This is a genomic window from Salibaculum halophilum (genome assembly GCF_002094885.1).
Classification (GTDB): Bacteria; Pseudomonadota; Alphaproteobacteria; order Rhodobacterales; family Rhodobacteraceae; genus Salibaculum; species Salibaculum halophilum.
In genome coordinates, this window is sequence record NZ_MSIT01000022.1 from 1 (window position 1) to 24106 (window position 24106).

Genomic DNA, 24106 nt, shown 5'->3' on the forward strand with positions numbered 1-24106 from the left:
CTCCCGAGCGCCACGCCAAGCATGGACAGCGGAGTCCACTCATACCCCTCGAACAGGCTCAATAAGAACAGTGCAACAATTGGGAAAAGGACGGTGGCATAGCCGGCCCCGACCGACCCGATCCGGCCCACCAGCACGAGGTAGGCGGTGAAGCCACCGATGGAGCCCACGACCGAAAGATAGACAAGCGCGCCCCAGTAGAGCCCGCCCGTCGGGAGCGCGAGCGGCTGCCCCATTGCGGCGAGGATACCGAGAAGGCCGAGCGCCCCGATCCCCGTACCCCATTGCGTTTGCCGTCACCGGCGTGATGCCCAGCATCGCGTTGCGCCGGGACACCATGTTGCCCCACGAAAAGAACATCGTTCCGAGGACGGCCCAGCCGACCCCGCGCAGCGCCGCCGGATCGAACGAGATTGCGAGATCGTGCCAGAAGAGGAGAACGAGCCCCGCGACGCCGAGCCCGCCCGCGGCAACGGTCCGCGGGCTGATGCGGTCGCCGAAGAAGACCCGCGCGTTGATCGCGTTGAAGATCGACGCCAGCGAGAAGATCACCGCGACCAGACCTGAGGAGATCGTTGCGGTGGCGGTGTAGAGCCCGACGAAGTTGAGGCTGAATAGGCAGAGCGCCTGGATGACCACGAACCGCCACACCGGTTGCTTCCTGAGCCGCCCCAAGGCGAAAAGCGCGGCGAGCATCAGGAACCCGGCGAGCGCGAAACGGTAGAAGATCGAGACCGCGACCGGCACCTCGCCGACCTGCGCGGCAATGGCGATCCAGGTGGTCCCCTATATGAGAACGGTGACGCTGAAAAGCACGGGTGTGTTCATTGGCAACTCCTGCCCCGCGAATGACCCTCAGGCACGAAGAGAACCGCGTGCATGGTCCGCCCGGGGACCGGGGTGAACACCCCGGTAAGTAGCGACGCCGTGATGTGGAGGGCGACCAGCTTAAATATCCAATGATCATTGACGACCCGACATCGGGCCCATGGCGGCCAGCGCCCAGCCGACCAGCACGAGGCTGATCGTGGACGCCAGGGTTCGGATGTGGTTCCAGATCGTCCATGGCTGGGCGTAGTCCGTCCAGCGCGCGCCGGGGCTGGCCGCGGAGCGCGGTCGGAGCCCGGCAAGCGCCTCGTTCAAGGGCACGTTGACAGCGGCCGTGGGCCCGACAGCCCCGCCGACATGGACCAGCGCCGCGAGCGCCAGCGCGACCGCGGCGACACGGGCGCCGGTCTTGAATGTGATCGCGGCGGCCAGCAGGGTCACCACCGGGGTCAGGAAGAAGGTGACGAAGAAGACCGGGTTGCGGACCGCCGCGTTGATGCCCTGCATCGCCTCCATCGCGGCCGGTGCACCGATTCGATCGAGCCCCGGCATCACGGAGACGGAATAGGCATAGAAGAACCCGGCGATCCCGCCCGTGAGCACAAGCGAGACCAGCGTCGCGGGCCGGGCGAGGGCGCGCGTTATCCCGCGTTCCTCGCATTGGCGGGGTCGTCCGCCCGCTTGGGCAGCACCGGTCCGACAAGCTTGCCGATCAGAACGGCACAGCAGATCTGCGCAATGCCGACGGCCGGCCAGATGTCCCCGAAACTCGCCGCGAACCATTTCTGCGGCCCGAAGGACACCAGCGCCGCGCCGACGGCCGCCAGCGTGAGCCCGCGCCCCCAGGATGTTTCCAGCCCGTCGAGCATTATAGCCGCCACGCCGAGCGCGATGGCCGCCGAGAGGAACGGGCCGAGCGCGAAGAGGAAGATGTCCTGCGGCGGATGCGGCGGCGTCCCGGTGTAGAGCGCCGCCAGCATCAGGCCCTGCAGGATGACGAGGGTGGCCAGCGCGGCCCGGTCCGGGCGGGGTGCGGGTGTGTGGTTTGAACATGTCATGGCGTATCTCCTTTCTGCTGATCCGTAATATAGTGTACGGCATTGACATATCCGTACATACTATTACGGTTGTCGTAAACCCCGCGAGGAAATCAGATGAAGGACGACGCGAAATCCGAGCGGCGCCGGCAGATCATCGAGGCGGCCTATGCCGTTCTGGCCGAGAAAGGATATGCCGGCACCTCGATGCTGGCCGTCGCCAAGCGGGCGCGCGCCTCCAACGAGACGCTCTACAGCTGGTTCGGCTCCAAGCCGGGGCTGTTCCGGGCGATGGTGGAGGAGAATGCCCGCACGGCCGCGGAGATCCTGCAAGAGTATCCGGGCGGCGACGGCGACCCGGACACGGCGCTGTCGCGGCTCGGCCCGGCCCTCCTGCGGCTGGTGACCTCGGAGCGCGCGATCGCGCTGAACCGGGCGGCGGCCGCCGACTCGACCGATACCGGCACGCTCGGCCGGACGATCGCGGCGTCGGGGCGCGAGCATATCGTACCGTTGCTCGAGCGTCTGTTCGCCGGCGCCGCCGCGGCCGGCCGTCTGGGGGGCCGCACGCCCTCGGAGGCGGCCGAGCTCTACATCAGCCTGCTCATCGGGGATCTCCAGATCCGGCGCGTGATCGGCGTGGCGCCGCCCCCGGACGAGACCGAGATCGCGCGTCGCGCCGAGCGGGCAAGGCAGATCGTCCTGCCCCCCGCGGCCGGGTCCGAGGTGACCGCCCGGCCGGGGTGATGGGTGACGCGCGCGCGGGCGGTTTCGTTTGCACGACGGCAACAGGGGAATGGCGCGGTGTTTCTCGATCATGTCTTCATGTTCCATGACAGCCTGACGGATGCCGAGCAGGCGGGCCGGGCGCTCGGCCTGACGGAGACCTACCGCCGGCGGCATCCCGGGCAGGGCACGTCGAACATCTGCTATTGTTTCGACAACGCCTTCCTCGAATTCCTCGTGCTCAAAGACGCCGCCGCGGCGCGCGCGCCGGACATCGCGCGCACGGGGTTGCGCGAGAGGTCCCGGTGGCGTGAACTAGGAACCTGCCCGATCGGGATCGCGTGGCGCCGGGCCTCGGCGCAGGCGGCGCCGGCCTTTCCGACCTGGCCTTACCGGCCGCCCTATCTGCCCGCGGGACGCCAAATACCCGTCGCGCTCGAAAGCGACGATCCCACGGGCCCGATGCTGTTCGAATCTCCGGGGCAAGACGGGCCGTCGGACCGGACGGCAGAGGCGCGAAACAATCTTCAACATGCAGCCGGTTACCGGGCCATCCGCCGGATAACGCTTGTCTGCCCACCGGATTGGCGACCGGGCGCCGCATTTCGCGACGTGGCCGATGACCTCGGGATTCGTCTGGTGCACGGCGACGCGGGCGGCTGGCGCCTGAGCTTGCAGGCGGAGCAAATAACCGGCGAAACAAATGAACTGCGGATCCTCTGATCCGCCGCAGCAGGCGGTGTCGAGCGATCAGAACGCGCCTTCCGGGCCGCGGGACGGCGGTTGCCGCTCATCTCCGGAACATGACGATATTCCCGAGACCGGCGAGGGCCACGCCGAGCGCAGACAGCGGTGTCCACTCATCGCCCTTGAACAGGCTCGAGGCTGTCGGTGCGACGATCTGGCAAATGTCTGTGGCATACCCAAACGAATTGAAGCAGCAGATGCCCCGTCGTGCCTTTCGGCATCGCGACCTGCAGGGTGCCGGCACCCCTCGCGACCAGGGCCGCGAGGGCATGGGTGGAAATGATCAGCCCGTCATTCCACAGCGGTTGCCAGGTCATGGCGGCTCCTTTCGTAGACGAACGAGAGGGCAAGGCCTTCCGCGAGGACGACGAAAATCCAGAAGAAAAGTTCGAGTGCCACGAGGGCGAGCGGTTCGCGGAACATGTTGAAGGGCGTGTGAAACTCGAAATAGACGGCCATGAGCGCCCAGAGCACCACGGCGAAGCGCAACCCGCGCTGCAGACGGGTCCGTCCCAGGGCGGGTTCGATCATCATGAAAACCAGCCCGTGGACCGCGCCGACAGCGAAGCCGTAGGCCATGTAGAGCGGTCCGTTCTCGAACATCAGCGGGCGTGGCGCCATCTCGAAGAGCACATCAATGACCTTGGCGGACTGGATGTCCGGGTCGAACAAGATGGGTGCGCCGAGTTGGAAGAAGAGCAGGTTGCTCACGATATTGGCGAGCGTGAAGGCCACGAGCCCGGCGATAGGGGCGAGAAGGATTTTTGGCATGGGAGTGGTCCTTTTGCTGAATGACGATTGGTACGGGGGCGGGCGATCAGGTCGTCTGCAGTGACAGGGTCAGAGGGTCCCGGACACGGACCGCGATCATCGGGACGCATGGACCATGCCGAGAATGGTGGCGGACGACATTGGGCCCGGGTGTCATGGCAAGCTCCTTTCAGGTCGTGAGGTCCGCCGCCCGTTGTAAAATGTCAACAGATGCTGACTTTTCATTCCTGAAGGAGGCGGTTGCAAAAGTCAACGAGTGTTGGCAAAATATCTATATGAGCCGCACGGACAAGACGCCCCCGAAATCCGAGACGACCCGCCAGGCCATCCTCGAGGCCGCGCAAAGGCAGTTCTACGAGAGGGGGTATGATGGCGCCTCGGTGCGCCAAATCGCCCGAGACGTGCCGATCGACCCGGCCATGATCATGCGGTATTTCGGATCAAAAGAGGGGTTGTTCGCGGCGGCCGTCGTGATCGATCTCAAGCTGCCGGACCCGGACACGATCCCGCGCGACGCGGCTGGCACCGCCCTCGTCGCGCACTTCCTGAACCAGTGGGAGGGCGAGCGGAGCGCGATCGGCCTGCCGATACTGTTGCGCTCGGCCGCCTCCAACCAGGATGCGACCGACAAGATCCACGCGGTCTTCGCAAAGCAGGTCGCGCCGACCGTCGCGGGCCTGACCAAAGCCGATGACGCCGACGCCCGCGCGGGCCTGATCGTCAGCCAGCTCTTCGGGCTGGCGCTCTGCCGCTACATCCTCAAGCTGCCACCTGTGGTCGGCATGACGCAAGACGAGATCATCGCAAAGATCGGGCCCGTGGTGCAGGACCACCTGTGGCGCGCCTGATCGGTTAGCGGTGCGGGCCTTTTGCCCTGACGATACCGCCGTTCAGGGTTGGAGTGGAATTGCGACTCGGTCCAGGCGTATGTCAAAGGACCCACATGAAAAAGGACGATGGCGATACCGATCTCATGCCGCTGGTCGCGGTCGGCGCGTCACTTGTGGCCATCGGAACGGCCTTCAGCTCGACATGGCCGCTTCTCGGATTCCTGATCCTCGTGGGTGCGGTGACGCTTCTGGTTTTTGCAGTGGTACGAATGGTGCAACGTCAGAGGGAGCACGCCGGGGGTCGCGAGCCTGAGCGCTCCGACGCTTGGGTGGTGGCTCTTGTCGTTGGCATGATGGCGTCCGGCGGCGGCGCGGCGCTGTCGGCGGTGCATGCGCCGATGATCGGCCTCGGAATCGCGCTCGGCGGCGGGGTGCTTTGCGGTGTCGGCGGCTGGCGAATGATCGTCGGAGCCAACGGGCGCGACTAGGTTCTATCAAGAGCACAGGCCGGTCTTGTCGGGACTACAAGCGGCCCCTTGCAACCTCTCGTTCCCCCTCAAGGCGTTGCGCAGCGCCGTCAAGCCTGCCATTCGGTCCAGTCCACTGTTGCAGCAGGTGGCCGGTGCGTTGGCGGGACCGCCCTAAACACTGTGCCGCGCGCGCACCGCGAGGTATAGCGGCCAGCCGATCTGGGAAAACAGGCCGGTGCCCCACAGCAGGTTCCCGATGATCGACGGCACGACGGGATGCACAATGAGCGTTACAAATGCCATCGCGATACCGAACAGGCGCAGGCGGCCGTGATGATATCCGCGGGTGATCTCCCGACCCTCGACCAGCGTCTGCAACCACCACAGCGCCGCGAGGAACACGGCGAGGCCGATGCAGCCGATCACGCCGTAGTCGGCGGGGAACGGGGCCAGAAGCCCGACATAGACCTCACCGGCGAGCGCCACGGCGATCAGCAGCGCGCTCCACATCAGGATGATGTGGGCGAACCAGTAGCCAAGGAGCAGTTGTATCGTGCGCCCCCGCACCCGCGCGTTGCCGGCGCTGTCGAAATAGGCTCAGGCCAGCGCGAAGAGTGACAGCCCGCCCATCACGACGTTGAACAGGGTCCCGGCACCGACCTTGGAGATGCCCTTGTCCGAAAGGGTGACGACGATCTTGAAGAAACCCTCGCCGATCAGGATCAGCATCAGCAGCGCGAACCGCTCGGAGAGATGATCGAGCCGCGGCAGGAAGCGCTCGAAGCGCAGCGTGCCGATCCTCGGCAACATGTATTGCAGCTGGATGGCGACGACCCCTGCGCCGAAGACCCAGTAGGCCAGCGGGCGGGGCAGGACCGCGCAAAGGGCGAAGACCGCAGCGAAGACGAAGAAATTCCGCCCCTACTCGTAGGCCAGCGAGGAGGTCTCGGCACCGACCGATCGCGCGCGCCAGTAGAGCCACGCGGTCAGGGCGCGGTTCAGGGCGTATCCCACGGCGAAGAACGGCCACCCCCCCCTTGCGGTTACCGCCGGGATGGCGGCGGCGATGACCATCATTGTGACGATCTGCACCGCCATGACTGCGCGGTGCGGAATGTCGGTGGACACATAAAGCGAATTGTAGGCCGAGCTGTCGGCCCAGGCGAAGAAGACGGCGAGAAACAGCCCGGTGAAGACCAGGAACCCGGCCGGGTCGAGGTGATGCGACAAGAAGTTGCCGAGCTGGAAGATGGTCACCACGTAGACGAGGTCGAAGAACAGCTCGACCCAGTGCACGTGGTTGCCGGGCTTCTCCAGGTCCAGGTGGTGCTGCGGCTTGCGCCAGATCGGGACATCGCGCGACGTCATGTGCTTTCCTTTCAAACTTGACGGTCAGGGTCATTCGGCGCGGCCTAGACCACCACCTTGCCGCGGCATCATCCTGGCAGCGGGATAAACGCGTCCCGGTCGCCCTCGGGCAGGTCGAACTGGCCCTGGCCCCAGTTGGCCGCCTTCCATTCACGCTTGGCATGCTCGATCTTCTCGCGGCTGGACGAAACGAAATTCCACCAGATGTAGCGCGGCCCGTTCAGGGTGGCGCCGCCGAGGGCCATGAGGCGCGCGCCTTGCGGTCCGGCCTTCACGGCGATGCGGTCGCCGGGGCGAAAGACCATCATGCGGCCGGCCTCATAGGTCTGGCCGGCGATGCTGACCGCCCCCTCGGTGACGTAGAGCCCGCGATCCTCGTGGTCGTCGGGCAGCGGGAAGAGTGCGTCGGCGTCGAGCGTGACATCAAGGTAGAAGGTCTCGGAATGCAGCGTTGCCGGGGCCGCGCGCCCGTAGGCCGACCCGAGGATGAGGCGGGCGCTGACGCCGCCATCCTCGAATTCCGGCAGGGTGTCGGCGGCGTGGTGCTCAAAATCCGGGGGCATGTCCTCGCGGTTTTCGGGCAGGGCGATCCAGGTCTGGATACCGTAGAGCGAATGGGGGCCGGTGCGGGCCAGGCTGCTGGTGCGTTCCGAATGCGTGACGCCGCGGCCCGCGACCATCCAGTTCACCGCGCCGGGGCGGATGATCTGGTCGGTCCCGAGGCTGTCGCGGTGGTGGAAATCGCCGCGGTAGAGGTAGGTGACGGTGCCCAGCCCGATATGAGGATGCGGGCGCACGTCGATGCCCTGCCCTGTCAGGAAATCCGCCGGCCCGGCCTGGTCGAAGAAGATGAACGGCCCCACCATCTGCCGCTTTGGGGCCGGCAGGGCGCGGCGCACCTCGAAGCCGCCGATGTCGCGGGCGCGGGGCACGACAAGGGTCTCGATGGCGTCCACCCCGACCTCGTCGGGGCACACGGGGGCAAGCGCGGGATTCCAGCTCGTGAGCGTCTCCTTTCACGCGCCATGGTAGGTGCTGTGAAGCCGCACCGCCACAGCGGAGGCGTTCGTTTCGATCGAACACCGGGTTTCGGGCGCGCCACCCCTTGTGGACGAGCGAGTGCGGTCCATTCGGTCCTGCCGGAGTCGGGAGCCCGAAATGACCCCGCCCGACCTCCGACCGCTGCCGCAAGGTGCTGCAACGGATATGTCCCGACGCGGGTCGAGCTGATCGAACAGGGAAAGGCCTGAACAACCTTCGGCTGATCGTCACTCACGCCGCGCGGCGCTGCAAGACCTGGCGCCGCGCGATGGCTGTGAGAACCAGGATCGCGGCGATCCATTCGAGCGCGGGAACCGGGCCCCAGCACCCCGCGACCAGCAATGCGGCCGAGACCGGCAGGATCAATCCGGCCCGCCCCCGGAGACTCGCGGCGTCGCGGATCAGCCAGAGTGACGCGACGAAGGCAGCGGCCGAAAGTCCGATCAGCAGCGCGGCGGTGCTCGCCTGGCCTTGCGCGCTCAACACCACGCGCATCCCGCTGCCCACCAGCGCCGCGGCGGCGAAGACCGCGCCATGGCCGTAACCCCATTGCAGCGCCCGCGCCAGCCGCGTCTCGGCGAGATGCGCCTCGTCCGCGAAGTAGAGGCTCCAGAGCGAGAACGCGATCAAGGCGAAAAGGACCGCCTGCCACAGGCGCCCGGCATCCCCGGTGTCGGCCATGTCTTGCAAAGCCGCCACGATGGCGATGAAGCATTGGCCGAGCACGATCAGTGTCAGCCGGCCATAACGCGCGACGATATGGGCCCGGTGCCAGGCCGTCGCGCCCTTCCGCTCCGCGACGGCCGGTACCGCGAGTTCCAGCGTCGCCCCGGCCGCAAAGAGCGGCAGGTAGGCTTGCGATCCCGGCGGAATCACGATGACCAGCGCGATCCAGTAGAGCTGTGCCACCGTGATCCCGCCCGAGTATCGCACAGCCGTCGCACGGCGCTCCGGGTCGCCCCGCGCGGCCCCTAGCCAGAACACGACCAGCACCATGCGCATGAGAATGAAGCCTGCCAGCGCCAGCCAGAACGGCTCGCCGGAAAATACGTCGTTGATCCCCGCCGCCAGCATGAGTGCGCCGAACATCATAACCATGGTCAGGATTCGGAACGCAGCAGAGCCATCGTCATGGGCCGAGGCGAACCAAGTATAGTTCATCCACGCCCACCAGATCATGAAGAAGCTGCACAGAAACCCCGTTAGGGCCGTGCCGATCTCGCCGGAGGCGACCCCCTCGGACAGTTGCCCGGCCGTCGCCCCCGATGGCGACGACGGCTGCCAGGTCGAACATTAGCTCCAACGGCGTCACCCCGCGCACGGCGTCTTGGCTGTCGCGGGGCGCGAAGCGGGGCAATCCCTGGGCAGATCGCATGGCTGTCACCTTAATGGTTTCGCTTTGTTCTATGGTTTGTCAATAACAGGTATGGATCCTCTTGAATGTGCAGGCAGTTTTCCCACGCCGTTGCGGTTTCTTTAAAAACAAATAGTGGCAATGACCTGTCTGGCGGCTTGCAGTCGCAAGTCATTTTTCCGCGCAGCCATACGACCACTCGTCACCTGCGCCGGAAGGCTGGGTCGTGACGCCCCAAGGCACTGCCCGGTGGGGAAAGCGCGACCTGTCGTGCTGCGCCGCCAAACGGGGCGCTTTTCCCCGACGGGGGGATGCGCTACACCGCGCACAATCTGCCACCACGCCCTCGGGGACCCCATGAAATTCACGCTGTCCTGGTTGAAGGAACATCTCGAAACGACCGCCCCCGTCGCGGAGATTTGCGCGGCGCTGACCGATCTCGGGCTCGAGGTCGAGGGCGTCGAGGACCCCGCCGAGCGGCTGGCGCCCTTCACCCTGGCGCGGGTCAAATCTGCCGAGCCGCACCCGGACGCCGACCGCCTGCGCGTCTGCACCGTCGAGACCGACACGGGCGAGCGGCAGATCATCTGCGGCGCCCCCAATGCCCGAGCGGGCATAACCGTGGTGCTGGCCAAGCCGGGCGACTACGTGCCCGGGATCGACACGACCCTGTCGGTGGGCAAGATCCGCGGTGTGGAAAGCCACGGCATGATGGCTTCGGAACGCGAACTGGAACTGAGCGACGAACACGACGGGATCATCGAACTTCCCTCGGGAGAGGTGGGCCAGAAATTCACCGACTGGCTGGCGGCGCACGACCCCGCGAAGGTCGACCCGGTCATCGAGATCGCCATCACCCCGAACCGGCCCGACGCGCTGGGCGTGCGCGGCATCGCCCGCGACCTGGCGGCGCGGGGGCTGGGCCGGCTCAAGCCGCTGTCGGTCGATCCGGTTCCGACCGCGTTTCCCTGCCCGGTGTCCGTGTCCATCGACGACGACACGCGTGACCAGGCGCCGGTCTTTTTCGGCCGGCTGATCCGGGGCGTGACGAACGGCCCCAGTCCCGGCTGGCTGCAACAGCGCCTGGCGGCGATCGGGCTGCGGCCGATTTCCTTCCTCGTCGATGTGACCAACTGGTTCACGTACGATCTGAACCGCCCGCTGCACGTCTTCGACGCCGACAGGATCGCGGGCAGCGCCCTGCGCCTGTATCGCGCCGAAGGCGGCGAGACCCTGACCGGGCTGGACGAGAAGGACTATACCTTTCCCGCGGGCGCGACCGTGATCGCCGACGCGCAAGGCCCCGAAAGCATCGCCGGCGTGATGGGCGGCCTGCGCACGGGCTGCGGTGACGCGACGGTGAACGTCTTCGTCGAGGCCGCCTATTTCGACCCGGTCACCACGGCCCACACGGGCCGCGCGATGAAGATCAATTCCGACGCGCGCTATCGCTTCGAGCGCGGGATCGACCCTGTTTTCACCCACGAGGGGCTGGAACACGCGGTACGGATGATCGTCGATCACGCCGGCGGCGAGGCCTCCGAGGTGGTGCAGGCGGGCGATGTGCCGGATGTCGCGCGCGCCTACAAGCTGGACACCGCGCGGTGTTCCTCGCTCGTTGGGATGGACATTCCGGCCGAGACGCAGCGCGAAACGCTGACGGCGCTGGGCTTCACGCTCGACGGCGACATGGCCCATGTGCCCAGTTGGCGCCCGGATGTGCAAGGCGAGGCCGACCTCGTCGAAGAGGTCGCGCGCATCGCCTCGCTGACGAAATTGCAGGGCACACCGATGCCGCGCCCGCGCGCCGGGGTGCCCGCGCCGGTGCTGACCCCCATGCAGAAGCGCGAACAGATGGCCCGGCGCACCACGGCGGCGCTGGGCTATAACGAATGCGTCACCTACAGCTTCATCGACAAGGCGGCGGCCACGCTCTTCGGCGGTGGCGATGATGCGACCAGGCTGGAAAACCCGATCTCGTCGGAAATGTCGCACATGCGCCCCGCGCTGCTGCCCGGACTTTTGCAGGCCGCTGCCCGCAACCAGGCGCGCGGCATGCCCGACATGGCCCTGTTCGAGGTGGGCGATGCCTTCCACGGCGGCGAGCCGGGCGAACAGCAAACCCTTGTCACCGGCCTGCTGGTCGGGCGCACCACGCCCAAGGACGTGCACGGCGCCTCGCGCCCGGTGGACATCTACGACGCCAAGGCCGATGCTGAGGCGGTGCTGGCGGCCATGGGCGCGCCGGCCAAGGTTCAGATCCTGCGCGGGGCCGAGGGCTGGTGGCACCCGGGCCGGCACGGCATGATCTGCCTCGGGCCGAAAAAGGTGCTGGGGGTCTTCGGCGAATTGCACCCCAAGGTGCTGCGCGCGTTGGACGTGAAAGGCCCGGCCGTGGGCTTTACCCTCTGGCCGGCCGAAATCCCGTTGCCGCGCAAGGCGCAGGCCAGCCGCGGGGCGCTGCACGTGCCCGACCTGCAGCCCGTCGAACGCGACTTCGCCTTCGTGGTCGATACGGGGGTCGAGGCGCTGACGCTGGTCAATGCCGCCGCCGGGGCCGACAAGGCGCTGATCGAGGATGTCCGGGTCTTCGACGAATTCATCGGCGGGTCGCTGGGCGCGGACAAGAAGTCTCTGGCCATCACCGTGCGGATGCAACCCGAGGAAAAGACCCTGACCGAAAAGGACATCGAGGCCGTCAGCGCCCGCATCGTCGAAAAGGTTCAGACGGCCACGGGCGGCGCGTTGCGCGGCTAGACCCGCGCCAGCACCTCGGCCAGGTGGTCGAACACCAGCCTTATGCGCGGGCTGTTGTGGATTTCCCGGTGGGTGACCAGCCAGACCGGGAAATCGACCGACAGTACCTCGGGCAGGACCGGTTCGACCCGCGGCTCCTGCGCGGCGATGCTGGCGTCCATGGGGCAAACCCCCATGCCGCTGCAGACCATTTCCCAGGCGACGATCCCGTTCTCCGAGTGCACGACGAAACTTTCGGGTGACACGGGAACGCCCATGGCGCGGATATGGCCGCACATCAGGGCCGGGTCGCCAAAGGCCACCCAGTCGAGCGCGGCCATGGCCTCGGGCGTGGCGGGCCGACCCTTGCGGGCAAGATAGTCGGAGGCGGCGTAGAACAGGCCGTGCCCCTCGCGCACCCGCCGTGCCACCAGGTTCGGCTGTTCCGGGCGGACATGGCGGATCGCGATATCGGCCTCGCGTCGCAGCAGGTCGGAGAGCTGGTTGGTCGCCACCACCTCGATGGCCAGTTGCGGCGCGCGCCGGCGCAGCTCCGCCACGACGCCGGGCAAGAGGGTATGCGACAGGATATCGCTGGCCGAGATGCTGACCCGGCCCGAGATGCCGGATTGCTGGCCGATGGCGCTGACGGTCAGCCGGTCCGCCGCCGCGCCCATTTCGCGGACATGCGCCAGAAGCTCGCGGCCCGCGTCAGTGAGTTCAAGGCCGCGACCGACCCGCTCGAACAGCAGAAGTGACAACTGGTTTTCAAGGGCCGAGACTTGGCGGCTCAGCGTTGGCTGCGTCAACCCCAGCACCTTGGCCGCCCCCGAAAGCGAGCCGGCCTCGGCCGTGGCGAGAAACGCGCGCAGGCGGTTCCAGTCAGGTGGTGCCTGGTAATTCATGCATTTGTGTATAGATAGACTTCCATTTTCGTCAATTCCCGTCGGATCCATTCGCCGGTATCACAGCTTTCAAAGGAGAGACCGACATGACTGATCCAGCCCGCTTCTGGGACCGTGCCGCCCGGAAATACGCCGCCGCGCCGATCAAGGACATGGCGGCCTACGAATACACGCTGGATCGGACCCGCGCCTATCTGAAGCCCACGGATCGGGTGCTGGAGCTGGGCTGCGGCACCGGGTCCACCGCGTTGCTGCTGGCCGGGTCCGTGGCGCAGTATCACGGCACCGACATTTCGCCGGAAATGATCCGCATCGCCCGGGACAAGGCCGACCGGGACGCCGTCGAGACAGTTTCGTTCGCCGCCGCCCGGGCCGAAGATGGCATCGCCGCGGCGGGGCCGGTCGACGCCATCCTGGCGCTCAACCTGTTGCACCTTCTGCCCGACGCCGAGCGTGTCATCGCGGCCGCCCAGCGCAGCCTGCCCGCCGGGGGCTGGTTCATCTCCAAGACCGGGTGCCTGGCCGAGCCCTCGATCGGGCTGCGCCGCTTAGCCTTTCGCGCGATGATCCCGATGATGCGCGCGGTCCGGCTTGCGCCCTATGTGCGGTCCTTCAGTTTTGCCGGCCTGGAGCGGACCATCGAGTCCGCGGGCTTTGACCTGGTCGAGACCAGCACCGGCCCGGCGATGAGCCGCTATATCGTGGCGCGCAAGCGTTAGGGCTGCTATCACCCCGCCAGATCATTAAAGGGGGAAGGCATGCTCAGGGTTTACCTGTCCGGCGAGATACACACCGACTGGCGCGACCAGATCACCGAGGGGGCCGCGGGGCTGGATATCCGTTTCGACGGCCCGGTGACGGATCACGGCGCGTCCGACGATTGCGGCGTTGCGATCCTCGGGGCAGAGGACGACAAGTACTGGCACGATCACAAGGGGGCGATGCTCAACGCTATCCGCACCCGCAAGGGCTTGGCCGATGCCGATGTGGTGGTCGTGCGTTTCGGCGAGAAATACAAGCAATGGAACGCCGCATTTGATGCGGGTCAGGCGGCGGCGCTGGGCAAGTCGCTGATCGTGCTGCAACAGCCCGAGCATGACCATGCCCTCAAGGAGGTGGACGCCGCCGCCCTCGCCGTGGCGCGCGAGCCGGCGCAGGTGGTGCAGATCCTGCGCTATGTCCTGACCGGCCAACTGCCCGGGTAGGCGGGCGCGGGGCTGCCGCGCCCGCGCAGCGCTCAGGCGCCGATCTTGTCCTGCGTTTTCGTGTCGAAATCGCTGGCGTCGTGGCGTTCGTGCAGTTGCATCGCGGGATCGCCGAAGGGCCGGTTGACCATGCGGCCGCGCTGCACCGCCGGGCGCGCGTCGATCGCCTTGGCCCAGCGCATGACGTGCTCGTAGCTGTCCACGTCGAGGAATTCGGCGGCGTCATACATCCGGCCCAGCACGAGTTGCCCGTACCAGGCCCAGATGGCCATGTCGGCGATGGTGTAGTCGGCGCCGGCAATGAAAGCCTTGTCGGCAAGCTCGCGGTTGAGAACGTCAAGCTGGCGCTTGGTCTCCATTGTGAAGCGGTTGATGGGATATTCCATCTTTTCGGGGGCGTAGGCATAGAAGTGGCCGAAGCCGCCGCCGACATAGGGCGCGCTGCCCATCTGCCACATCAGCCAGTTCATAACCTCGACCCGGGCCGGGCCGCGCGCGGGCAGGAAGGCTCCGAAGGTCTCGGCTAGGTGAATCAGGATCGAGCCGCTCTCGAAGACGCGCAGCGGTTCCGGCCCGGTGTGATCCACCAGCGCCGGGATCTTGGAATTCGGGTTGATCCCGGCAAAGCCCGATCCGAACTGGTCGCCCTCGCCGATGTTGATCAGCCAGGCATCGTATTCGGCCCCGGCGTGGCCGGCGGCCAGCAATTCCTCGAACAGGACGGTGACCTTGACGCCGTTGGGCGTGGCCAGCGAGTAGAGCTGGTAGGGATGCTTGCCGACCGGCAGCTCCTTGTCATGGGTCGGGCCGGCGACGGGGCGATTGATGCTGGCGAAGCGTCCGCCGCTATCGCCCTCCCAAGTCCAGACGCGGGGCGGGGTGTAGGTGTCGGTCATCGGGACTCCTGTCAATTCGATGTTGCCGCAAACGTAACCAGACCGGACGCCGATACAAGGTTCACCCGCGCACAACCTTCTGTGGGGAAATGACATCGATCCCCAGGGCCTTGCCCACGGCGTAATAGGTCAACTGCCCGGCATGCACGTTCAGGCCGGCCAGAAGGTGTTCGTCCTCGGCGCAGGCCTGCCGCCAGCCCTTGTCGGCAAGCGCCAGCATGAAGGGCATGGTGGCATTGCCCAGCGCGATGGTCGAGGTGCGCGCCACCGCGCCGGGCATGTTGGCCACGCAGTAGTGCATGATGCCGTCGACCGCGTAGATCGGGTCGGCATGCGTGGTCGCGCGCGAGGTCTCGAAACAGCCGCCCTGGTCGATGGCCACGTCCACCAGCGCGGCGCCCGGTTTCATGGTCGAGAGCTGTTCACGTGTGACAAGCTTGGGCGCGGCGGCGCCGGGGATCAACACCGCCCCGATCACCATGTCGGCCGCGGCGACGGCCTCGGCGGTGTTGCCCTTCGAGGCATGCACTGTCCTGAATTCGCCGCGCAGCGTGTCGTCGAGGTGGCGCAGGCGGGGCAGGGACAGGTCGAGCACCGTGACATCCGCGCCCATGCCCGCGGCGATGCGGGCGGCCTGCGTGCCGACGACCCCGCCGCCGATCACCGCGACGCGGGCCGGGGCAACACCCGGCACGCCGCCCAACAACACCCCGCGCCCGCCGTTGGCCTTTTGCAGGGTCCAGCTGCCCACCTGCGGGGCCAGCTTGCCCGCGACCTCGGACATGGGCGCAAGCAGCGGCAGACCGCCATTGCGGTCCGTCACAGTTTCATAGGCAATGGCGGTGCAACCACTGTTCAGCAGGTCGCGTGTCTGGTCCGGGTCGGGGGCCAGGTGCAGATAGGTGAACAGCACTTGATCCGCGCGCAGCATCTTGCGTTCGCCCGGCTGGGGTTCCTTGACCTTCACAATCATGTCGGCGGTCGCGAAGATTTCGTCGGCCGTATCGACCGTGCGGGCGCCGGCCGCGTGATAATCCGCGTCGGTGAACCCTGCGCCCAGCCCGGCGCCGGCCTGCACGGTGACATCATGGCCATGGGCCACGGCCTCGCGCGCGGCGTTGGGGGTCAGCCCGACGCGAAACTCCTGCGGCTTGATCTCGGTAGGGCATCCGATATGCATTGTGATCCTCCTCTTTCACGGGTGCAGGATCGCGCCATTACGATGCAAATGCTTGGAGATTTCTTTGCCAATCCCGCGACGCCTCGCTAAATGATTGCACGCACCGACGCCTTTTCGGAAGATCATCTCGCATGTCGCTGGACGAGACCGACCGCCGCCTTCTGAACGCGCTGCAACGCCGCGGCCGGCTGTCCAACACGGAACTGTCCGAGGCGGTGAACCTGTCCCCGTCGGCCTGCCATCGCCGGGTTCAACGGCTCGAGCGGGAGGGCTATATCAGCGGCTACGTGGCTCTGCTTGACCCGGCCAGGGTCAATCGCCGCACCATCGTCTATGTCGAGATCACGCTTTCGGCCCAGGCCGACGAGCTGCTCGATGCCTTCGAGAAGGCCGTCGCCCGCGTGCCGGAAGTGCTGGAATGCCACCTCATGGCCGGGTCGGCGGATTACCTGCTCAAGGTCGTGGCCGAGGATGCCGAGGATTTCGCGCGTCTTCACCGCCGCGCCCTGACCCGCCTGCCGGGCGTGCAGGGGATGCAGTCGTCCTTTGCCTTGCGCACCGTGCGCCAGACCACCGCGCTGCCGCTCTAGCATGACAGAGGCGGCCACACCCCACCCGGTGCGCGACACCGTCCAGCGGCTGGAGGATCTGACCGGCGAGGGTCCGGTCACGCTGGGCATGATGATCGAGGCCTTCGGTCCCACCTCCTTCGTTCCGGCCCTGACCGTGCCCGCGCTCTTGGTCGTTTCGCCGCTGTCGGGCATTCCGCTGTTTTCCACCGCCTGCGGCGTGTCGATCACCCTTATCGCGCTGCAGATGGTCTTTTCGCGCCGCGCGGTCTGGTTGCCGCGGGTCCTGCTGCAGCGCCGCGTGGACCCGCAAAGCCTGCGCGCGGCCATGCGGCGCATGCGCGGTCTGGCCGAGCGGCTCGACCGCTTTTCGCGCGACAGGTTCCGGGTGCTGGTGCAGCCGCCCGGGCACCGCCTGCCGCAGGTGATGTGCATTGTGTCGGGCGCGTCCATGCCGGTTCTGGAACTGGTGCCCTTCTCGTCGTCGATCCTCGGGATGGCGGTCCTGAGTTGTTCGGTGGCCTTCATCGCCAGCGACGGGCTGTTCGTCTTCGTGGGCGCGGCCTTCATGGCGCTGGCGGCGGCAATCCCGGTTTTTGTTGTGACCAGTCTGGGGGGATAGGGTCGGCCCCGCGGCACCGGCCTGTACCTGACCCGCCAGACGACAAACCCCCGGGGCGGGGCCACGGGGGTCGTCACTTCGTCACGGCAAGGGCCGGGGTCGGCGGCAGAGGCTGCCTAAAGCAGACCCTCGCGCTGGGCCTTCTTGCGCGCGAGCTTGCGCTGACGGCGAATCGCCTCGGCCTTCTGACGTGCCTTCTTCTCGGACGGCTTCTCGAACTGCTGACGCAGCTTCATTTCACGGAAGACGCCTTCGCGCTGAAGTTTTTTCTTCAGGGCACGGAGAGCCTGATCGACGTTGTTGTCGCGGACGCTTACCTGCATGTGGTTGTCACCACCTTTCTAGGGTTCGGGTTGCAATGATTTGCAGGAAGTGGGCAGATAGCAAAGTCCCGCTATCTTGTCCAGAGCGCACGAAACCAAAGCAGGAGGCCCCCATGTACCATCCCGCCCCGGACCCCCGGACCCGTGAACTTCTGGCGGCCATCGTGCCCCATGTCGTTTTCGACGGCTGGAGCGAGCAGGCCTTCCGCGCCGCCTGTTCGGATATCGAGATGCCCCTGGACGAGGCCCGCCTGCTGTGCCCGCGCGGCGCGGTCGACCTGGCTGTGCTGTTCCACCGCGAGGGCGACCAGCGCATGGTCGATATGCTGGATACCGCCGATCTGTCGCAGATGCGCTTTCGCGAGAAGGTCGCCCATGCGATCCGACTGCGCCTGCAGGCCGCCGGCGACAAGGAGGCCGTGCGCCGCGGCACCTCGCTTTTCGCCCTGCCGCACATGGCCGCCGAGGGCTCGGGCTTGATCTGGGGCACGGCCGACGCGATCTGGACAGCGCTGGGCGACACCTCGGAAGATGCCAACTGGTATACCAAGCGCGCCACGCTCTCGGCCGTCTACGGGTCGGTGGTTCTGTTCTGGCTGGGCGACACCAGCCCCGACGACATGGACACCGATGCCTTCATCGATCGCCGTATCGCGGACGTGATGCGGTTCGAAAAGGTCAAGGCGGCTGTCAACGACAACCCGCTGCTCAAGCCGCTGACCGTGCCGCTGGGCAAGCTGGCCGGGCGGGTCAGGGCGCCGCGCCGCGCTGCCGATGATCTGCCCGGGCGCTGGGCCGCGCCGCGCTAGGCTTGCGCGGCGCGATCCTGACACGTTTAAAGGAGGCGCCATGCGCGTTGTCGAAATCAGTCAGCCCGGCGGCCCCGAGGTCCTGACCCCGGCCCACCGTGACGTGCCGCAGCCCGGCCCAGGCGAGGTGCGGATCAGGGTCGCCCATGCCGGGGTCAACCGCCCTGACGCGCTGCAACGGGCCGGGCTTTACAATCCGCCGCCCGGCGCCTCGGACCTGCCGGGGCTGGAGGCCGCGGGCGAGATCAGCGCGCGGGGCGAGGGCGTGACGGACTGGGCCGTCGGCGATCAGGTCTGCGCCCTGCTGCCGGGCGGCGGCTATGCCGAGGAGGTCGTGACGCCAGCCGCCCACTGCCTGCCGGTGCCCGCGGGCCTGTCGCTGAAACAGGCCGCCTGCCTGCCGGAAACCTTCTTTACCGTCTGGTCCAACGTGTTTCAGCGCGGCGGCCTGCAGGCGTGCGAGCGGTTCCTTGTGCATGGCGGCTCCTCCGGCATCGGCACGACGGCGATCCAGCTTGCCCATGTGATGGGCGCGCGCGTCTTCACCACTGCCGGGTCCGAGGCCAAATGCGCGGCCTGCCGCGACCTGGGCGCCGAGCGGGCGATCAATTACCGCGACGAGGATTTCGTCGAGGTGCTGCGGGCCCAGGGCGGCGCGCACCTGATCCTCGACATGGTGGGTGGCGATTACCTGCCGCGCAACGTCAAGGCGCTGGCCGACGAGGGGCGCCTGGTGCAGATCGCCTTTCTGCAGGGGCCAAAGGTCGAGTTGAACTTCGCGCAGGTGATGCTTCGGCGGCTTACGATCACGGGCAGTACCCTGCGCCCGCAGTCCGACCAGGCCAAGGCCGAGATTGCCCGCGCCCTGCACGAGCGGGTCTGGCCGCTGCTCGACTCGGGCCGCATCGCGCCCGTCATGGACCGGGAATTTCCGCTGGAAGAGGCCGCCGCCGCCCATGCCCGCATGGAAAGCAGCGCCCATATCGGCAAGATCGTCCTCACCGTGGGCTGAGCGACTATTTCACCGCCCGGCGGTAAAGGTGCCAGGTGGCGTGGCCCAGGACGGGCATCACGATCACCAGCCCCACGAGCGCCGGAAGCGCGCCGAGGACCAACGATGCGGCGACGACCAGCCCCCAGGTGCAGATCACGCGGGGGTTCTTTCGGAACACCTCGACCGAGGTCATGATGGCTTTGGGCACGCTGACATGGCGCTCCATCAGCAGCGGGAACGACACCACGCTTGTCGCCAGCACGAGCAGCGCGAAGAGAAAGCCCGTTCCCGTGCCCAGCAGGATCATCGCCCAGCCCGCGCCGGTGGTGAACGTCTCCGACAGGAAGCCCGAGAGCGAGGCCGGCGGCTGCGGCCCCAGCGTCAGGGCATGGATGGCGAAGGCCGCGATCAACCAGGCCCCGAAGATGGCCATGAGGCACAGCCCCAGCACCACCAGCGCCGCGAAGTAGGGCTGACCGAAGACCCCGAGCGCGGCGCCCCAACTGACGGGCTCGCCCTTCTCGCGGCGGCGGCTGATCTCGTAGAGGCCGACGGCGGCCAGCGGCCCCAGCAGCGCAAAGCCCGCCACGAGCGGGAACAGCATCGGCAGCGCGGCCAGGTCGGTGGCCATGGCCAGCAGCACCAGCCCGATCACCGGGTAGACCACGACCAGGAACAGCGCATCGGCCCGCGCGGCGGTGAAATCCTGCATCCCGAGCCTCAGCGCTTCGCGCAGGTCCTCCTGGCTGAGATGCTGAACCTGCGGCGCGCTGTCCTCGGTGCCGCCGATGGCCTCGACCGACTCGCCGACATGGCCCGAGGCCCGGCCGAAGGCCTTGCCGATCCAGCTGAGCGGATTTCCGATCGTCTGTGTCATGTCGCCTCCCGTTCGTGGCTGGCAGATCGTGTCGCGTGGCTTGGGCCGCGACACGACGTCACACTAGGACGATAACAGGCCGCGGCGCTACCCACTGTCACGATTTCGAGACAGCGCGTGTCCCGCCTTGCGGTCAACGGCCTAGCGGATCGGCGCGAGCAGGGCGTTGTCCAGCGCGCAGTCGCGCCGGACGTCCGCGCCGCACTCGCGGAAGTCCAGATCGCGGGTCAGGCAGATGCGCGCTTCGGCGATACCGCCCGAGCGGCAGATCACGGTGATCGCGTCGGCCGACAGGGCCGGGTTGTCGCGCAGGAAGGCCTGCTCCACCACCCTTGCGGGCAGGCGCACGGGATCGTTCAGGTCTCGGAACACCTGCGGGCGGGTGACGCGGGCGTAGGCCGTCGCCGACAGGTCGTAATAGGCGTCGGCCGACAGGCCGGAACAGACGCCGTGCTTGGCCCACTGGTGCCTGGCCGAGCGGGCTGACCCGAACAGGCCCGCCTGCGCGGTGGTCTGCACCGGCGTCGGGGCGCGGTGGGTGGTGGCGCAATAGTCCGGCCAGCCGCGCGCGTATTGCGGCCAGAGCCCGTGCAGCACCCAGCCGAAATCCGCCCCGGTTGCGCACTGCGGGGAGTCGCGGTCGTCCCCCGTGCGGGCGCACCAGTTGGGCGACCAGCTCAGCGCCATGACGTAGTAGTCGAACTCGCCGGCCGTGCCCCCGGCGCGCAGCGGGCCGGCCAAAACGGCAATAACAAGGATCAGGCGCAGCATTTCGGGGCTTTCCATGTCGTCCGGGTGCGATTATACCGCGCCGAAGTTCCCCGACAACGAGAACCTGATCCGCACGCCGGGTCGCCCCATCCAGGGCCGGGGAGAGAAGTATTCGCGAAGGAGCCGAGACCATGGCTGACAAGCCGATCATGACCAAGGCAACCGCCGTCTGGCTGGTGGACAACACGACGATCACCTTCAAGCAGATTGCCGACTTCGTGGGCCTGCACGAGTTGGAGGTGCAGGGCATCGCCGACGGCGACGTCGCCGCGGGGGTCAAGGGCTTCGATCCGGTTGCCAACAACCAGCTGACCCAGGCCGAGATCGACCGCGCCGAGGCGGACCCGCAGCACAAGCTGACGCTCAAGCACAACCCCGCCGCCGAAGGCGAGGAAAAGCGCCGCGGTCCGCGCTATACCCCGCTGTCCAAGCGCCAGGACCGGCCCAATTCGATCCTTTGGCTGGTCAAGTTTCACCCCGAACTGACCGACGCGCAGATTTCCAGGCTGGTTGGCACGACCAAGCCGACGATCCAGTCGATCCGCGAGCGGACGCACTGGAACATCTCGAACATGGAACCCATCGACCCGGTGGCGCTGGGCCTGTGCAAGCAGTCCGAACTGGACGCGGCCGTGCAGAAGGCCAACGCCAAGCGCGCGAGCGAAGGCGAGGTCATGTCCGACGACGAGCGCCGCAAGCTGGTCTCGACCGAGCAGAGCCTCGCCGCCGAAGCCGAGCCGCGCATGCCCACGGCGATCGAGGGGCTGGAGACCTTTTCGTTGTCCAATGCCGACGACGATGCGGACGAGGAAGAGCCCACGCCCGACGCCGACAGCTTCTTCAACCTGCCCGACGATGACGGGGACGACGACGAGGACTGATCCCGTCCGCACCACACGACCGGACCTCTGGCCCGCAAGGCCCGGGCAATTTTCTGGTGGGTGCTGTCAGACACTGAACGGATGCGGCCGCGGGATCCGCTGACAGGGTGGCCGTTTCCGGCCCGCTCAGGGCCGCGTCACCGGCCGGTCGCTGACCAGGCGCAGGCCGAGGTGGGCCGGGGGCGTTCCGACGGCGCAGCCGCCGCGGGCCGGATCGCGGATCAGGTAGGACATCGCGGCGACATGCTCGCCGCCCATGAGGTAGGCCGGGCACCGGGCGGGGTCGACGCCCTGCGCGGCCCCGGCATAGCAATCCTGCGTCCATTCCCAGACGCTGCCGTCCAGGTCCGCGATGCCCGCGGGCGTGGTCGAGAAACTGCCCTGCGGCCTGAGCGCGCGGGGTGCCTCGCCCTCGCTCAGGTAGGTGGAGGCCCAGTCAAGGGCGGGGTCGGTGAAGATCGGGGCGGCGTCGTCGTGCAGCACCGGGCGGGCGATCTCGCGCCACTCGGCGGCGGTGGGCAGGCGGAATGCCTGCCCGGTCTCATCGTTGATCCAGTGCAGGTATTCCATCGAGTCGGCATGGCTGATGCCGGTGGCCGGGGTCACGGCCGGGTCCTGGCCCGGCCGCGCGCGCAGGCGCAGCGTGCAGCCGCCTCCGTCGTGGCAGCGGTTCCAGTCGGCGACGGTCACCTCGTGTTTCTGGACGTGAAGCGGCGCGCCGTCCGCGCGCGTCACGGCCACGAACGCGGCCTCGGTCACGTCCGACGGGGTGGTTTCGGGGCCACGCCAGTCCGGCGCGGCCCCGAGAAGGGCCACCCCCGCGGCGATCAGCACAGCCGTGATCAGGCCATACCTGGCGGCGGGCATCATGGTCCGGGGGGCGGTCATGGGTCGGGTCCTTTCGGGTCAGGTGGCGAAGGGGCGCGGGGCGACGACCTGTTCCATCAGGTCGTTGTTCCAGTCGCCCTCGACGACAAAGTGCGCCGTCCCGCCGAGCATCGCGCCGATGATCAGGTTGTGGTTGACGTAGGCGTAGACACCCGGCTGCTCGAAGGTGTACATCGCCGCCGCCGCGCTGCCGCCGCGGACGAACCATGTCTCCATCCCCGTCATCGGCGGATCGGTGAAGGAGCTTTCCCAGACGTAGTCGCCATGCCCGCCGATCAGGTGCGGGCGGCTGTCCACGTTGCACGAATTGTGCACCATCAGCACGGTCTCGCCGACCTTGGCCTTCAACGCGTTCTCGCCCGTCAGGGCCCCGACCGCGCCGTTGAACACCTGGTGCGTCGGCACCAGCCCGCGCATGGCCTCGAGGCTGTCGGCATAGTCGTCGCCGGCGGCGTCATAGGTCTTGTAGTCGCCGTTCTCGTCCGTCGGCAGGTAGTAGTCCTGTTCCCCGAAATAGGCGATGCTGTCATAGCGCAGCGGGTTGCCCCGGGCATCCTTGAGCCCGTCGCGCGGCAGCACCATGATGGCACCGTTCATGCCGTGGGTGACGTGATAGGGGATCATCGCGCCGCCGGGGGCGCAGTGGTAGGTGAAGCAGCCGGGCTTGATCGCCTTCCAGCGCAGCACGGTTTCCTCGCCGGGGTAGACATGCGTCAGCCCGCCGCCGCCGAGGGCGCCTGTCGAGGCGTGGAAGTCAATGTTGTGCTCCATCATGCTGTCATGCGGGTTGCGCAGGGTCAGCTCGACCATGTCGCCTTCGTGCACGATGATCAGCGGGCCGGGGACCGACCCGTTATAGGTCAGCGCCCAGACCTCGGCGCCGGTATCCTCGTCGACGACCATGAGTTTCTCGGTGGTATCCATTGTGATCTCGACGATCTTGGGTCCGCCGGTCGCGACCTGGTCATGGTCGGGCGCGAAAGGCGGCGCGACTAGTTCCTGCTTGACGCGGGTATAGCCCGACAGGTCGGCGGGTTTCGCGGTGCTATCGGCGCTCTGTTCGCCGGCGGCCTTGTAGAGCCGCGCCGAGGCCGCGTTGGCCCGGTCGAGCCGGGGCGCCCGCGGGCCGGTCATGGCGGCCGTGCCGGTCATGGCGGCGGCGCCGGCCAGAACCGAGCCGCGCAGCACGTTGCGGCGGCTTGTCGTCGACAGTCTGGGGTTGATGAATTTGGTCATGGGGCCCTCCATGGGGGGTATGGTTGCAGGTGCATCGGCTCG

General features: G+C 67.3%; 28 protein-coding genes and 3 pseudogenes. 13 read left to right on the plus strand and 18 right to left on the minus strand.

Annotated elements, in window-relative coordinates; translation table 11 throughout:
- Positions 1-236, minus strand: a pseudogene (locus BU124_RS15060) (EamA family transporter); the annotation flags it as partial.
- A 71-nt stretch (positions 237-307) separates the two neighbouring features.
- Between BU124_RS15060 and BU124_RS15065 the strand changes: the two are divergent.
- Entirely contained in the window at positions 308-592 is a 285-nt protein-coding gene (locus tag BU124_RS15065; RefSeq protein ID WP_245831694.1) for a hypothetical protein, read from the plus strand.
- On the opposite strand, the pseudogene BU124_RS15070 reads toward BU124_RS15065, so the two are convergent.
- From BU124_RS15070 to BU124_RS14820, 3 genes and pseudogenes are all read right to left on the minus strand, one after another.
- Positions 490-747, minus strand: a pseudogene (locus BU124_RS15070) (EamA family transporter); the annotation flags it as partial. The gene BU124_RS15065 and the pseudogene BU124_RS15070 sit on opposite strands and share 103 nt — an antisense overlap.
- Positions 748-963: 216 nt before the next feature.
- Positions 964-1431, minus strand: coding sequence for an anthrone oxygenase family protein (locus BU124_RS14815; RefSeq protein ID WP_179141913.1), 468 nt, complete (start codon positions 1429-1431; stop codon positions 964-966).
- 38 nt (positions 1432-1469) lie between these two features.
- Positions 1470-1886: a hypothetical protein gene (locus tag BU124_RS14820; RefSeq protein WP_179141914.1), complete on the minus strand. Its 417-nt coding sequence runs from the start codon at positions 1884-1886 to the stop codon at positions 1470-1472.
- A gap of 96 nt (positions 1887-1982) precedes the next feature.
- Here BU124_RS14820 and BU124_RS11995 point away from each other — a divergent pair, with 96 nt between their 5' ends.
- Positions 1983-2612: a TetR/AcrR family transcriptional regulator gene (locus BU124_RS11995; RefSeq protein WP_084863820.1), complete on the plus strand. Its 630-nt coding sequence runs from the start codon at positions 1983-1985 to the stop codon at positions 2610-2612.
- 57 nt (positions 2613-2669) lie between these two features.
- Positions 2670-3314 (plus strand): VOC family protein, encoded by a 645-nt coding sequence (locus tag BU124_RS12000; protein WP_084863821.1) that lies wholly within the window; start codon positions 2670-2672, stop codon positions 3312-3314.
- 137 nt (positions 3315-3451) lie between these two features.
- Here the strand turns inward: BU124_RS12000 and BU124_RS14610 are convergent, their stop codons facing one another.
- Both BU124_RS14610 and BU124_RS12005 read right to left on the minus strand, forming a co-directional pair.
- Positions 3452-3655 (minus strand): DUF2306 domain-containing protein, encoded by a 204-nt coding sequence (locus tag BU124_RS14610; protein ID WP_143529978.1) that lies wholly within the window; start codon positions 3653-3655, stop codon positions 3452-3454.
- The gene (locus BU124_RS12005) at positions 3630-4109 is read right to left on the minus strand and encodes a hypothetical protein (protein WP_084863822.1); all 480 of its coding nucleotides are present in this window, start codon (positions 4107-4109) and stop codon (positions 3630-3632) included. The genes BU124_RS14610 and BU124_RS12005 overlap by 26 nt, the downstream gene beginning before the upstream one ends.
- Before the next feature lie 275 nt (positions 4110-4384).
- On the opposite strand from BU124_RS12005, the gene BU124_RS12010 reads away from it, so the two are divergent.
- Entirely contained in the window at positions 4385-4957 is a 573-nt protein-coding gene (locus tag BU124_RS12010) for a TetR/AcrR family transcriptional regulator (protein WP_084863823.1), read from the plus strand.
- Positions 4958-5052: 95 nt separating this feature from the next.
- Positions 5053-5427, plus strand: a complete 375-nt coding sequence (locus BU124_RS12015) for a hypothetical protein (RefSeq protein WP_084863824.1) — start codon at positions 5053-5055, stop codon at positions 5425-5427.
- Between the two features lie 153 nt (positions 5428-5580).
- Here the strand turns inward: BU124_RS12015 and BU124_RS15075 are convergent, their stop codons facing one another.
- The 4 genes and pseudogenes from BU124_RS15075 to BU124_RS12030 form a co-directional block, all read right to left on the minus strand.
- Positions 5581-5976, minus strand: coding sequence for a signal peptidase complex subunit 2 (locus tag BU124_RS15075; protein ID WP_245831689.1), 396 nt, complete (start codon positions 5974-5976; stop codon positions 5581-5583).
- 30 nt (positions 5977-6006) lie between these two features.
- Positions 6007-6777: pseudogene (locus BU124_RS15080) on the minus strand (low temperature requirement protein A).
- 68 nt (positions 6778-6845) lie between these two features.
- Positions 6846-7754 carry a pirin family protein gene (locus tag BU124_RS12025; protein ID WP_084863825.1) on the minus strand — a complete coding sequence of 303 codons (909 nt, stop codon included), beginning with the start codon at positions 7752-7754 and terminating at the stop codon, positions 6846-6848.
- A gap of 295 nt (positions 7755-8049) precedes the next feature.
- Entirely contained in the window at positions 8050-9063 is a 1014-nt protein-coding gene (locus BU124_RS12030; protein ID WP_084863826.1) for a low temperature requirement protein A, read from the minus strand.
- Between the two features lie 466 nt (positions 9064-9529).
- Between BU124_RS12030 and pheT the strand changes: the two genes are divergently transcribed.
- A complete protein-coding gene (gene pheT / locus BU124_RS12035; RefSeq protein ID WP_084863827.1) occupies positions 9530-11929 on the plus strand; it encodes a phenylalanine--tRNA ligase subunit beta in 2400 nt (799 codons plus the stop codon).
- Here pheT and BU124_RS12040 read toward each other — a convergent pair.
- Positions 11926-12813 (minus strand): LysR family transcriptional regulator, encoded by an 888-nt coding sequence (locus BU124_RS12040; RefSeq protein ID WP_084863828.1) that lies wholly within the window; start codon positions 12811-12813, stop codon positions 11926-11928. The two genes, pheT and BU124_RS12040, sit on opposite strands and share 4 nt — an antisense overlap.
- Before the next feature lie 86 nt (positions 12814-12899).
- Between BU124_RS12040 and BU124_RS12045 the strand changes: the two genes are divergently transcribed.
- The gene (locus tag BU124_RS12045; protein ID WP_084863829.1) at positions 12900-13532 is read left to right on the plus strand and encodes a class I SAM-dependent methyltransferase; all 633 of its coding nucleotides are present in this window, start codon (positions 12900-12902) and stop codon (positions 13530-13532) included.
- A 39-nt stretch (positions 13533-13571) separates the two neighbouring features.
- Positions 13572-14018, plus strand: coding sequence for a YtoQ family protein (locus BU124_RS12050; protein ID WP_084863830.1), 447 nt, complete (start codon positions 13572-13574; stop codon positions 14016-14018).
- Positions 14019-14050: 32 nt separating this feature from the next.
- On the opposite strand, the gene yghU is transcribed toward BU124_RS12050, so the two are convergent.
- Positions 14051-14914 carry a glutathione-dependent disulfide-bond oxidoreductase gene (gene yghU, locus BU124_RS12055; protein ID WP_084863831.1) on the minus strand — a complete coding sequence of 288 codons (864 nt, stop codon included), beginning with the start codon at positions 14912-14914 and terminating at the stop codon, positions 14051-14053.
- 61 nt (positions 14915-14975) lie between these two features.
- The gene (gene ald, locus BU124_RS12060; protein ID WP_084863832.1) at positions 14976-16094 is read right to left on the minus strand and encodes an alanine dehydrogenase; all 1119 of its coding nucleotides are present in this window, start codon (positions 16092-16094) and stop codon (positions 14976-14978) included.
- 131 nt (positions 16095-16225) lie between these two features.
- Between ald and BU124_RS12065 the strand changes: the two genes are divergently transcribed.
- A complete protein-coding gene (locus BU124_RS12065) occupies positions 16226-16684 on the plus strand; it encodes an Lrp/AsnC family transcriptional regulator (protein ID WP_084863833.1) in 459 nt (152 codons plus the stop codon).
- Between the two features lies 1 nt (position 16685).
- The gene (locus BU124_RS12070; protein WP_084863834.1) at positions 16686-17285 is read left to right on the plus strand and encodes an exopolysaccharide biosynthesis protein; all 600 of its coding nucleotides are present in this window, start codon (positions 16686-16688) and stop codon (positions 17283-17285) included.
- A 116-nt stretch (positions 17286-17401) separates the two neighbouring features.
- Here the strand turns inward: BU124_RS12070 and rpsU are convergent, their stop codons facing one another.
- Positions 17402-17608 carry a 30S ribosomal protein S21 gene (gene rpsU / locus BU124_RS12075; RefSeq protein WP_084863835.1) on the minus strand — a complete coding sequence of 69 codons (207 nt, stop codon included), beginning with the start codon at positions 17606-17608 and terminating at the stop codon, positions 17402-17404.
- A 113-nt stretch (positions 17609-17721) separates the two neighbouring features.
- On the opposite strand from rpsU, the gene BU124_RS12080 reads away from it, so the two are divergent.
- Positions 17722-18417: a COQ9 family protein gene (locus tag BU124_RS12080; RefSeq protein WP_084863836.1), complete on the plus strand. Its 696-nt coding sequence runs from the start codon at positions 17722-17724 to the stop codon at positions 18415-18417.
- Between the two features lie 40 nt (positions 18418-18457).
- Positions 18458-19429 (plus strand): NAD(P)H-quinone oxidoreductase, encoded by a 972-nt coding sequence (locus BU124_RS12085; RefSeq protein ID WP_084863837.1) that lies wholly within the window; start codon positions 18458-18460, stop codon positions 19427-19429.
- A gap of 4 nt (positions 19430-19433) precedes the next feature.
- Here BU124_RS12085 and BU124_RS12090 read toward each other — a convergent pair whose 3' ends face one another.
- Both BU124_RS12090 and BU124_RS12095 read right to left on the minus strand, forming a co-directional pair.
- Positions 19434-20288, minus strand: coding sequence for a DUF2189 domain-containing protein (locus tag BU124_RS12090; RefSeq protein WP_084863838.1), 855 nt, complete (start codon positions 20286-20288; stop codon positions 19434-19436).
- Between the two features lie 141 nt (positions 20289-20429).
- Positions 20430-21074, minus strand: a complete 645-nt coding sequence (locus BU124_RS12095; RefSeq protein WP_245831690.1) for a ribonuclease T2 family protein — start codon at positions 21072-21074, stop codon at positions 20430-20432.
- A 116-nt stretch (positions 21075-21190) separates the two neighbouring features.
- Here BU124_RS12095 and BU124_RS12100 point away from each other — a divergent pair, with 116 nt between their 5' ends.
- On the plus strand, positions 21191-21940 hold the full coding sequence (locus tag BU124_RS12100; protein WP_084863839.1) for a DUF1013 domain-containing protein: 750 nt from the start codon (positions 21191-21193) through the stop codon (positions 21938-21940).
- Positions 21941-22066: 126 nt separating this feature from the next.
- On the opposite strand, the gene BU124_RS12105 is transcribed toward BU124_RS12100, so the two are convergent.
- Both BU124_RS12105 and nirK read right to left on the minus strand, forming a co-directional pair.
- A complete protein-coding gene (locus BU124_RS12105) occupies positions 22067-22828 on the minus strand; it encodes a formylglycine-generating enzyme family protein (protein ID WP_245831691.1) in 762 nt (253 codons plus the stop codon).
- An 18-nt stretch (positions 22829-22846) separates the two neighbouring features.
- Positions 22847-24064: a copper-containing nitrite reductase gene (gene nirK, locus BU124_RS12110; RefSeq protein ID WP_084863840.1), complete on the minus strand. Its 1218-nt coding sequence runs from the start codon at positions 24062-24064 to the stop codon at positions 22847-22849.
- Positions 24065-24106: the final 42 nt, after the last annotated feature.